Source organism: Herbiconiux sp. (assembly GCF_023264895.1).
In the GTDB taxonomy this organism is placed as follows: domain Bacteria; phylum Actinomycetota; class Actinomycetes; order Actinomycetales; family Microbacteriaceae; genus Herbiconiux.
Window position 1 is genome coordinate 39,530 of record NZ_JAHFUY010000030.1, and the last position, 10,789, is coordinate 50,318.

General features: G+C 71.6%; 7 protein-coding genes. 5 read left to right on the forward strand and 2 right to left on the reverse strand.

The features are described 5' to 3' along the window. Positions 1–362 precede the first annotated feature (362 nt). Positions 363–1,241, reverse strand: a complete 879-nt coding sequence (locus tag Q0D57_RS07005; protein ID WP_291040329.1) for a metal-dependent hydrolase — start codon at positions 1,239–1,241, stop codon at positions 363–365. Positions 1,242–1,363: 122 nt separating this feature from the next. Here Q0D57_RS07005 and Q0D57_RS07010 point away from each other — a divergent pair, with 122 nt between their 5' ends. Both Q0D57_RS07010 and Q0D57_RS07015 read left to right on the forward strand, forming a co-directional pair. Beyond that, complete coding sequence (locus Q0D57_RS07010) at positions 1,364–3,160, forward strand: biotin carboxylase N-terminal domain-containing protein (protein ID WP_291040331.1); 1,797 nt, start codon at positions 1,364–1,366, stop codon at positions 3,158–3,160. A gap of 3 nt (positions 3,161–3,163) precedes the next feature. Beyond that, positions 3,164–4,162 carry a Gfo/Idh/MocA family oxidoreductase gene (locus Q0D57_RS07015; RefSeq protein WP_291040333.1) on the forward strand — a complete coding sequence of 333 codons (999 nt, stop codon included), beginning with the start codon at positions 3,164–3,166 and terminating at the stop codon, positions 4,160–4,162. A gap of 518 nt (positions 4,163–4,680) precedes the next feature. On the opposite strand, the gene Q0D57_RS07020 is transcribed toward Q0D57_RS07015, so the two are convergent. Continuing rightward, on the reverse strand, positions 4,681–6,117 hold the full coding sequence (locus tag Q0D57_RS07020; RefSeq protein WP_291040337.1) for an NAD(P)H-quinone dehydrogenase: 1,437 nt from the start codon (positions 6,115–6,117) through the stop codon (positions 4,681–4,683). Between the two features lie 82 nt (positions 6,118–6,199). Between Q0D57_RS07020 and Q0D57_RS07025 the strand changes: the two genes are divergently transcribed. From Q0D57_RS07025 to poxB, 3 genes are all read left to right on the forward strand, one after another. Next, positions 6,200–7,033: a purine-nucleoside phosphorylase gene (locus Q0D57_RS07025; protein ID WP_291040339.1), complete on the forward strand. Its 834-nt coding sequence runs from the start codon at positions 6,200–6,202 to the stop codon at positions 7,031–7,033. 50 nt (positions 7,034–7,083) lie between these two features. Beyond that, positions 7,084–8,826, forward strand: a complete 1,743-nt coding sequence (locus tag Q0D57_RS07030; RefSeq protein WP_291040350.1) for a phospho-sugar mutase — start codon at positions 7,084–7,086, stop codon at positions 8,824–8,826. Between the two features lie 72 nt (positions 8,827–8,898). Next, complete coding sequence (poxB, locus tag Q0D57_RS07035) at positions 8,899–10,638, forward strand: ubiquinone-dependent pyruvate dehydrogenase (protein WP_291040341.1); 1,740 nt, start codon at positions 8,899–8,901, stop codon at positions 10,636–10,638. Positions 10,639–10,789: the final 151 nt, after the last annotated feature.

The following is a 10,789-nucleotide window of genomic DNA, read 5'->3' on the forward strand; positions in this document are numbered from 1 at the left end:
CCCCCCCCCCCCCCCACTTGACAGAAGTCGCGCGAAAGACCGCCGACTTGGCACAAGATGTGCCAAGTCGGCGCCTTTGAGCGCATCTACTGTCAAGTCGCCGGGCCCTCACAGACGAGACCGGTCTCATCTCCGCGCGACTTGACAGAAAGTGCGCGTAAGAACGCCGACTTGGCACATCTTGTGTCAAGTCGGCCCGTTTGAGCGCATCTACTGTCAAGTCGCTCCGACCTCCGCGGCAAGTCCGGTCCGGCCCCACCCCACTTGACAGAAAGTGCGCGTAAAAGCGTCGACTTGGCACATCTTGTGTCAAGTTGGAGCCCGCATCTCGTGTCACGAGGGCCGGGCAGGGGCGGCGGGGCTCAGGGGGCCAGGCGGGCGCTCGTGCGCATCGTGAGGGCGAGGGCGCCCTCGGCGGGCTCGAGCTCGAGGGCCACGGAGGTGGCGCCGAGCTCCGAGAGCGCCGCCGCGTGCGTGCCACCGCAGGCGATCGAGACGGGGTGGCCGTCGAGCTCCGTCGTCCAGTACCGGCGGTCCGTCAGGCGCGGGCCCTCGACCTCGAGGTGCGCGGATGCCCCGCCGGCCACCCACCCGGCGAGCGTCGACCCGACCGACGCGGCCACCGCATCCGGAGCGCCCTCGAGCCGCGCGGGCGCGAACCCCTTCTTGCGCAGCGACTTGCCCACCCGGTAGCGGTCGACCGAGCCGTCGGGAGCGATCGTCGACGTCGCGATCGCGAGGGCGTCGAAGTCGGGCCGGCCGAGCGCATCCGGGGCTACCGGCTTCGTCCAGTCGTCGGCGAGTGCGGCGTTCAGCGCGAGCGAGGCGAGGTGGCACGCGGTGTGCCCCACCGACAGCGCAGCGCGGTACGCCTCGTCGACCTCGATCTGAGCCGACTCCCCCTCCTCGACCGGGGTCGCCGCGTCGACCACGTGCACCACCACGAAGGCCCACCCGGGGGTGCCCTTCTTCACGGGCACGTCGCCGCCCACGAAGAGAGCCGATCCGTCGGTCGCCCCCACGACGCAGTCGAGCAGGTCGAGAACCGCCTCGCCCACGGTGAGGGTGCCTCGGTCGGGCCCCTGGTCGGGCCAGGCCGAGTCCACCGGATGCGCCGCCGTCACGTCGAGCAGCACCGCCTGGTGCCCCTCGCCGTGCGGTTCGCGGTGCAGCACCGTGCCAGTCGAGCGGGTGTCTCCCCGCGGGTAGGTGACCTCGGTGTCGTCGCTCGGCAGAACCATGCGGGCATCCTCTCACAGCGCGCGAAGCGCCCCGGATTGTGGGAGCACGCCAGGGTCGCCAGGACATTTTTGGAGGTACATGCCAAAGGCGGGATGCCCCTCGGCAATAAGCTAGGGAAATCATGCCGAGAATCACCAAGGTCCTCATCGCCAACCGGGGCGAGATCGCCGTTCGAGTCATCCGGGCCGCCCGCGACAGCGGGATCGCCTCCGTGGCGGTCTACGCCGACCAGGACCGCGACGCCCTGCACGCCCAGCTCGCCGACGAGGCCTACGCCCTCGAGGGCACCTCGAGCGCCGAGACGTACCTCGTGATCGAGAAGATCCTCTCGGTGGCCCGCCGCTCCGGCGCCGACGCCGTGCACCCGGGCTACGGGTTCCTCGCCGAGAACGCCGACTTCGCGCGCGCCGTGATCGGTGCAGGCCTCACCTGGATCGGCCCCTCTCCGGACGCCATCGAGAAGCTCGGCGACAAGGTCTCGGCCCGCCACGTGGCCGAGAAGGTCGGCGCCCCCCTCGCCCCCGGCACCATCGACCCCGTCGCCGGCGCCGCCGACGTGCTCGACTTCGTGGCCGAGCACGGCCTCCCCGTCGCCATCAAGGCGGCCTTCGGCGGTGGCGGACGCGGCCTCAAGGTGGCCCGCACGCTCGAGGAGGTGCCCGAGCTCTTCGAGTCGGCCACCCGCGAGGCCATCGCCGCCTTCGGTCGCGGTGAGTGCTTCGTGGAGAAGTACCTCGACCAGCCGCGCCACGTCGAGACCCAGTGCCTCGCGGATGCGCACGGCAACGTCGTGGTCGTCTCCACCCGCGACTGCTCGCTGCAGCGCCGACACCAGAAGCTCGTGGAGGAGGCGCCCGCGCCGTTCCTCACCGAGGCGCAGACCACGCTGCTCTACGAGTCGTCGAAGGCCATCCTCAAGGAGGTCGGCTACCTCGGTGCCGGCACCTGCGAGTTCCTGATCGGCAAAGACGGCACCGTCTCGTTCCTCGAGGTCAACACGCGACTGCAGGTCGAGCATCCGGTGTCGGAGGAGATCACGGGCATCGACCTCGTGCGGGAGCAGTTCCGGCTCGCCGAGGGCGGCGTGCTCGACTACGCCGATCCGGTGCCGCACGGCCACTCGTTCGAGTTCCGCATCAACGGCGAGGATCCGGGTCGCGGCTTCCTGCCCTCCCCCGGCCCCGTGCACGTCTTCAAGCCCGCCGGCGGCCCCGGCGTGCGCGTCGACTCGGGCGTGCAGGCGGGCGACGTGATCTCCGGATCGTTCGACTCGCTGCTCGCCAAGCTCATCGTCACCGGATCCAGCCGGGAGGATGCGCTCGAGCGCGCCCGCCGCGCCCTCGACGAGTTCGAGGTGGCCGGGCTCCCCACCGTGCTCCCGTTCCACCGCGACGTCGTGCGGAACCCCGCCTTCGCCCCGGCCGACGGCGAGCCCTTCTCCGTCTACACCCGCTGGATCGAGACCGAGTACGACAACCCGGCCGAGCCGTGGTCCGGCTCGCTCGAAGACGCCGAGCCCGCTCCCGAGCGCCGCACCGTCATCGTGGAGGTCGCGGGCAAGCGCGTGGAGGTCGTGCTGCCGGCTCGCCTGGTCGCGGCGGGTGCACGCTCCGGCGGCACGTCCGCCCGTGCGGCGGGATCGTCGGCCGGCGCGCCGCCGAAGCGCCGTGGTGCGGGAGCGGTCAGCGGATCGACCGCCACCGGCGACTCGGTCAAGGCCCCGATGCAGGCCACCATCGTGAAGCTCGCGGTCGCCGAGGGCGACGCCGTCGTGAAGGGTGACCTCGTGCTCGTGCTCGAGGCCATGAAGATGGAGCAGCCCATCACCGCCCACAAAGACGGCACGATCGCCAACGTCTCCGCGGTCGTCGGCGCGACGGTCTCGTCGGGCCACGTGCTGCTCGACATCACCGCCTAGCGCATGCCGCCCCGCCTCGGCGTGATCGGCGCCGGCTTCCACGCGACCACGAACATCCTGCCGTCGCTGGGCCTCGCCGGCCTGCCGATTGCCGCACTGGCGACCAGGGACGTCGAGCGTTCACGCGCCGCGCTCCTCCGCTTCGGCTCCGCGGGCACGCCTTACGGCTCTGCCGCCGAGCTGCTGGCGGATGCGTCGCTCGACGCGGTCGTGATCGTCGCCCAGCCGGCCGACCAGCTCCGCCTCACCCTCGAGGCCCTCGCCGCGGGCAAGCACGTGTTCGTCGACAAGCCGCTCGGCCTCACCCCGGCCGAGGCGCAGACGGCCGCCGATGCTGCGACAGCAGCCGAGCGGATCGCTGTGGTCGGCTTCATGAAACGCCACGCCCCGGTCTACCGGCAGCTCCGCTCGCTCGTCACCGACGGCGCGCTCGGCACCCTCCGCTCGTTCTCCCTCGAGTTCGCCTGCGACAGCACCCCCTTCTGCCGCGACGACGAGGAGTTCGTCAAGCTCGCCGCGATCCACATGCTCGATCTCACCCGCTTCCTCTTCGGCGAGCCGGTCTCCGTGTCGGCCATCAGCACGAGCGAGGGCTCCCACGTGGCGCTCTCCGCGGCCATCCGCTTCGACTCCGGCATAGCAGGCACCCTCTCCCTCGCGGGTGTGCCTTCCCGCACGAGCGAGACAGAGCGCCTGGTCATCACCGGTGACCGCGGCCACGCCACCACCCTCGACAACGCCGAGCTCCGCCTCCACCGGCTCGCCCCCGCTGACGCCGCCCCCACCTCAACGTCCCTGACGGAGCGCACCGAGGTCTTCACCCCGGCCGAGAGCGCGATGTCCGGCACGGCCCGAGACCTCCACCTCCGCGGCTTCGTAGCAGAACTAGCCGCCTTCGCGGCAGCCGTCGACGGCGCCGTCGCCGGAGGCGAGGCCGCCACCGCCGCAGACAACGTAGCCACGATGACCCTCTGCGACACCCTCCTGTCCGCCACCCACTAGCCCCACCCGCCCCCAACCGGGCCCACCACGCCCAGAGCAAGCTGAGTCGCGCCAAAACGCTCTCAAACCCCCACTTTCGCCCCCTTTAGGAACACTTCGACGCGACTCACGCGTCCAGGTGGGGTGGGTGGGTGGGTGAGCGGGGTGTGTGGTGTGGGCCCAAAGACCGACATTCGCCGCGGTGGGCCAGGGGGCGGGGGCGATGAGTGGGGGCGATTGCGGGGACAAGGCGCAAAGCTCAACGTGGTGCGTGAGCGGCCGACCCACAAAGCTCAACGCGGTGCGTGAGCGGCCAACCCACAAAGCTCACCATGGCGCGCGCAGCCGACCCACAAAGCTCAACGTGGTGCGCGAGCAGCCGACCCACAAAGCTCAGCGTGGCGCGAGCAGCCGACCCGCGCGACGCAACGGGCCGTACCCGACGACCCGGAGCGGTACCGACGCCGGGCGGCGCCGCGAAGCGACGCCGAACGACGCCGGCACCGCATGTCGCCCGCGCCGCAGAAGCGGCGGCGCGGCTACAACACGATATGCATAGCCCGAGCCGCATCCGAGATCGACCCCGACAGCGACGGGTACACGGTGAACGCCCGCGACACCTGGTCGACGGTGAGCCGGTGCTCGACGGCGAGCGCGATGGGGAAGATGAGCTCCGAGGCGTTCGGCGCGACGACCACGCCACCGATGACGGTGCCCGACCCGGTGCGTGCGAACAGCTTCACGAAACCGTCCTTGATGCCCATCATCTTGGCGCGGGGGTTCGACGACAGGGGCAGCTTGTAGATGTCGCCCTGCGCGATCCCCTCTTCGATCTGCCGCTGCGTCCACCCCACGGTGGCGATCTGCGGCTGGGTGAAGATGTTCGAGGCCACGTTCCGCGGCTCGGTCGGGTTCACGGCGTCGCCCATCGCGTGGAACATCGCGGTGCGCCCCTGCATCGAGGCCACGGAGGCGAGCGGGAGGAAGGTCGTGCAGTCTCCGGCGGCGTAGACGTTCGGCACCGAGGTGCGCGCCACCCGGTTGACCCGGATGTGGCCCGAGTCCGTCATCTGCACCCCGGCCTCCTCGAGGCCCATGCCCCGCGTGTTCGGGATCGAGCCGACGGCCATGAGGCAGTGCGACCCCTCCACGCGCGTGCCGTCGGCGAGCACGGCGACGACGCCGTCTGCGGTGCGCTCCACGGAGTCGGCACGCGACTTCGAGAGCACGGTCATGCCGTTGCGCTTGAAGACGTTCTCGATGACGGCCGCGGCATCCGCGTCTTCACCCGGCAGCACCTGGTCGCGCGACGAGATGAGCGTCACCTTCGAGCCCAGCGCCGTGTACGCCGAGGCGAACTCGGCACCGGTCACACCGGATCCGACGACGATGAGGTGATCGGGCACCGACTGGAGGCTGTAGAGCTGCGTCCAGGTGAAGATGCGCTCGCCATCGGGCACGGCCGAGGGCAGGATGCGGGGGCTGGCGCCCACGGAGACCACGACGGTGTCGGCCTCGATGTGGTCGAAGTCGGTGCCCTCCGACCCGGATGAGGTGGAGACGATCACGTTGTCGGGCCCGTCGAGCCGGCCGTGGCCGGAGACGATGCGCACGCCCGAGCGGATGAGGTTGGCCCGCATGTCCTCCGACTGCTGACGCGCGAGACTCAGCAGCCGCTTGTTGACCTGCGAGAGGTTGACGGCGACCTCGGGCCGCACGGGGCGCCCGGCGTCGTTCCGCGAGAAGAACTGCACGCCGAGGTCGGCGGCCTCACCGATGCCGTTCGTGGCCTCGGCCACGGCGATGAGCGTCTTCGAGGGCACCACGTCGGTGATGACCGCGGACCCGCCCACGCCCACCTGCTCGACGAGGGTCACCTCCGCGCCCAGCTGGGCTCCCGCGATGGCGGCTTCGTACCCCCCAGGGCCTCCTCCGACGACGGCGACTCGCTGCTTGCGCTCGAACTCATAGGCCATGCCTCCATTCTCGCATTGCCGCCGGGCCCCTGTGCGCGGGCGGGAGGGCGCGCGGTGACGATCGAGTGAATAGAGTGGTCGGATGGCTGAAGCGCGCTCGAACCCCCTCGACCTCCCCGACACCGATCCCTTCGAGGTGGCCCACGACGCCGCCGCGCAGATCGCCGAGCTCACAGGCGTGCCACGGCACGACGTGGCCCTCACCCTCGGCAGCGGCTGGGGCCGGGCCGCCGACCTCCTCGGCGAGACCGTCGCCGAGATCCCCGCCGCCGAGGTCGTCGGCTTCAGCGCCTCGGCCGTGCCCGGCCACGCCGGCACGCTGCGCTCGATCGCGCTCCCGAACGGCAAGCACGCCCTCGTCATCGGCGCCCGCACCCACTACTACGAGGGCCACGGCGTGCGCCGCGTGGTGCACAGCGTGCGCACGGCGGCCGCGACCGGCGCGAGCGTGATGGTGCTCACGAACGGCGCAGGCGGCATCAAGGAGACGTGGACCCCCGGCACCCCCGTGCTGATCAGCGACCACATCAACCTCACCGCCGACTCCCCCCTCGAGGGCGCGACCTTCATCGACCTCACCGACCTCTACTCCTCGCGCCTCCGCGACCTCGCCCGCGGCGTCGACTCCTCGCTCGACGAGGGCGTCTACGTGCAGTTCCGCGGGCCGCACTACGAGACCCCCGCCGAGGTGCAGATGGCGAAGGCCATCGGCGGTCACATCGTGGGCATGTCGACCGCTCTCGAGGCCATCGCCGCCCGGCAGGCCGGCATGGAGATCATCGGCTTCTCGCTCATCACCAACCTGGCCGCGGGCATCCAGAAGACCCCGCTCAGCCACGCCGAGGTGATCGAGGCCGGCAAGAACGCCGAGGCCGCCATCGGCGACCTCCTCGCCCGGGTGGTCACCGCGCTGTGACCGGGGAGGCCCCCGGCGCGCACGCCGACGAGACGCCCAACGAGGTCGAGCTGCTCGCCGAGGAGGCGGCGGCGTGGATCGCCCAGGATCCGGATGCACAGACGCGCGAGGAGCTGTCGGCCCTGCTCCGCCGGGTGGGCTCGAGCGAGCCCGACGCCGTGGCCGAGCTGCGGTCGCGCTTCGGTGCTCGGCTCGCCTTCGGCACGGCCGGCCTCCGCGGCGAGCTCGCCGCGGGCCCCAACCGTATGAACCGGGTGCTCGTGGGGCAGGCGGCCGCCGGCCTGGCCGCGTTCCTGCTCGAGCGCACCGATCCGGCGACCCCGCCCTCGATCGTGATCGGCTACGACGGACGCACGAACTCGCACGTCTTCGCCACCGACACCGCCGAGATCATGGCGGGTGCCGGGGTGCGGGCCGTGCTCCTGCCGCGACTGCTGCCCACCCCGCTCGTGGCCTTCGCGGTGCGCGACCTCGGGGTGTCGGCGGGCGTCATGGTGACCGCCTCGCACAACCCGCCGCGCGACAACGGCTACAAGGTCTACCTCGGCGACGCCGACGACGGGTCGCAGATCGTGTCGCCCTCGGATGCCGAGATCGCCGCCCACATCGACCGCGTGGCGGCCACGCTGCGGGTCGACGAGCTGCCGCGCTCGAGCTCGTACGAGGTGGCGGGTGAGGAGCTGATCGAGCGGTACGTCTCCGCCACCGCGGCTCTCGCCGGCCCTCCCGCCGAGCGGCCCGCCGCCGCCCTGTCGGTCGTGTACACGGCCATGCACGGCGTCGGCTGGGAGACGTTCGCCCGGGTGCTCACGGCGGCCGGATTCGCGGCGCCGCACCTCGTCGAGGCGCAGATCGAGCCCGATCCCGACTTCCCCACCGTGGCGTTCCCCAACCCCGAGGAGCCGGGCGCCCTCGACCTGGCGCTCGAGAAGGCGCGCGAGGTGGGCGCCGATCTCGTGATCGCGAACGACCCCGATGCCGACCGCCTGGCCGTCGCCATCCCGGATGCCTCGCGCGACACCGGCTACCGCTCCCTCACCGGCAACGAGGTCGGCCAGCTCCTCGGCTGGCGCGCGGCGGAGCTCGCGACCGCAGCTCCGCTCATGCCCGCCGACCTCGAGGACGCCGTGGGCGGACCGCTCGACGGCGCCTCCCCCGCCGAGCCCGCGCTCGCCTGCTCGATCGTCTCCTCTCCCGCGCTCGGCGCGGTGGCGGCCGAGTACGGTCTCGCCTTCACCGAGACCCTCACGGGGTTCAAGTGGGTCTCCCGCGCCCCCGGCCTCGTCTTCGGCTACGAGGAGGCCCTCGGCTACCTCGTGAACCCCGGAACGGTGCGCGACAAGGACGGCATCTCGGCCGCGATCGCCTTCCTCGACCTCGCCTCCCGGCTCGCGGCGAGCGGGCGCACGATCGCCGACCGGCTCGACGAGTTCAGTGGCCGCTTCGGCCACTACGCCTCGGCGCAGATCTCGGTGCGGGTGACCGACCTGAGCGAGATCGACCGCGTGATGGCGGGGCTGCGGTCGGCGCCGCCGAGCGACATCGGCGGGTTGCCGGTCGAGAGGATCGACGACCTGCTGCACGGCTCGGAGTCGAGCGGCGTGCCCGCGTCGGACGTGCTGCGGATCTCGCTGCCGGGCGCCCGCGTGATGGTGCGGCCGAGCGGCACCGAGCCCAAGCTCAAGGTGTACCTCGACGCCTGGAGCGACGACGGCGGGCTCGTGGAGCGGCGCGAGGCCGCGGTCGAGCTGCTGTCTCGGCTCGAGGCGGGGATGCGCGACCGGCTGAGCTGACACGTCTCCTGGCCGGGCCGGCCTGGCCTGGCTGGCCTGGCCGGGCCGCGATCCGCGTCGTAGGTTCGGAGCATGACCACCATCGCGGACACCATCGTCGAGATCATCAAGGATGCGGGCGTGCAGCGCGTCTACGGCCTCCCGGGCGACTCGCTCAACGGCTTCACGGATGCGCTGCGGCGCGACGGAGACGTCGCCTGGGCGCACGTGCGGCACGAGGAGGCCGCCGCGTTCGCCGCCGCGGCCGAGGCGGCGCTCACGGGCGAGCTGGCGATCTGCGCCGGCAGCTGCGGCCCCGGCAACCTGCACCTCATCAACGGGCTCTTCGACGCGAATCGCAGCCGGGTGCCGGTGCTCGCGATCGCCGCGCAGATCCCGGCGTCCGAGATCGGCAGCAACTACTTCCAGGAGACCCACCCGCAGGACCTCTTCCGCGAGTGCAGCGTCTACACCGAGCTCGTGAGCGTGCCCGAGCAGCTTCCGCGCGTGCTCGAGATCGCGATGCGCACGGCGATCGAGCGGCGCGGTGTCGCCGTGGTCGTCATCCCGGGCGAGATCTTCCTCAAGAGCTCCGCGGGCCGGCCCAAGTCGGCGCCGATCGAGCGGGCCCGCACGGTGCTGCGGCCGGCCGACGCCGAGCTCGCCCGGGCGGCCGAGATCCTGAACGGCGCGAAGAGGGTCACGATCCTCGGCGGCGCCGGCACCGAGGGGGCGCATGACAAGGTGGTGGCCCTCGCCGAGCGGCTCCAGGCGCCCGTGGTGCACGCCCTGCGGGGCAAGGAGTTCCTCGAGTACGACAACCCCTACGACGTGGGCATGACCGGGCTCCTCGGCTTCTCGTCCGGCTACCGCGCCATGGAGAGCTGCGACGCCCTGCTCATGCTCGGCACCGACTTCCCGTACCCGCAGTTCTTCCCGTCGTCGGAGAAGGTGCCGATCATCCAGGTGGATGCGCGGGGCGAGCAGCTCGGGCGCCGCACGCCCCTCGCGCTCGGCCTCGTGGGCGACGTGGGTGACACGATCGACGCGCTCCTGCCGCTCCTGGACTCCGGCAGGCCGTCGAAGCACCTCGACTCCTCGGTCAAGCACTACGCGAAGGCGCGGAAGGATCTCGACGAGCTCGCCGACAACGATCGCAACCGCGCGCCGATCCATCCGCAGTACGTGGCTCGGCTCGTGAGCGAGCTCGCCGATCCGGATGCGGTGTTCATCCCGGATGTCGGCTCACCGGTCGTGTGGGCGGCCCGCTATCTGAAGATGAACGGTGAGCGGCGGCTGATCGGGTCGTTCAGCCATGGCACGATGGCCAACGCCGTGCCGCACGCGATCGGAGCGCAGTCGGCGTTCCCCGGGCGCCAGGTCGTGGCCCTCTCGGGCGACGGCGGGCTCGCGATGCTGCTCGGCGAGCTGCTGACGCTCCAGCAGAGCAGGCTGCCCGTGAAGATCGTGGTGTTCGACAACTCGTCGCTGAACTTCGTGGAGGTCGAGATGAAGGCGGCGGGCATCGTGAACTTCGGCACGGGGCTCGAGAATCCCGACTTCGCGGCGGTGGCGCAGTCGATGGGCATCCACGGGCAGCGCGTCGAGCGGCCCGACGACCTGCGGGGCGCCCTCGAGGCGGCGTTCGCGCACGACGGGCCCGCGCTCGTCGATGTCGTGACCGCGCGGCAGGAGCTGTCGATCCCGCCGACCGTCTCGGCGGAGCAGGCGAAGGGGTTCGGGCTCTACGCCATCCGCACCATCATGTCGGGGCGGGGCGACGAGCTGATCGACCTCGCCGACACGAACGTCTTCCGCCGCCTCTTCGACTGAGGGCCGGGGCGGCGGCCCCCGCCGCGCCGCCACTGTCCCGCCGCGCGCGCTCGCGCCGTGCCGCCGCCGCGACTTGACAGTAGGTGCGCGTAAGAGCGCCGACTTGACACAAGATGTGTCAAGTCGGCGGCTATTCGCGCACCTACTGTCA

What these genes read in the sequence shown, in the direction of transcription:
- Q0D57_RS07005 (WP_291040329.1), bottom strand. Translation starts at nt 1,241, where the DNA reads ATGGTTCTGCCGAGCGACGACACCGAGGTCACCTACCCGCGGGGAGAC.
- Q0D57_RS07010 (WP_291040331.1), top strand. Translation starts at nt 1,364, where the DNA reads ATGCCGAGAATCACCAAGGTCCTCATCGCCAACCGGGGCGAGATCGCC.
- Q0D57_RS07015 (WP_291040333.1), top strand. Translation starts at nt 3,164, where the DNA reads ATGCCGCCCCGCCTCGGCGTGATCGGCGCCGGCTTCCACGCGACCACG.
- Q0D57_RS07020 (WP_291040337.1), bottom strand. Translation starts at nt 6,117, where the DNA reads ATGGCCTATGAGTTCGAGCGCAAGCAGCGAGTCGCCGTCGTCGGAGGA.
- Q0D57_RS07025 (WP_291040339.1), top strand. Translation starts at nt 6,200, where the DNA reads ATGGCTGAAGCGCGCTCGAACCCCCTCGACCTCCCCGACACCGATCCC.
- poxB (WP_291040341.1), top strand. Translation starts at nt 8,899, where the DNA reads ATGACCACCATCGCGGACACCATCGTCGAGATCATCAAGGATGCGGGC.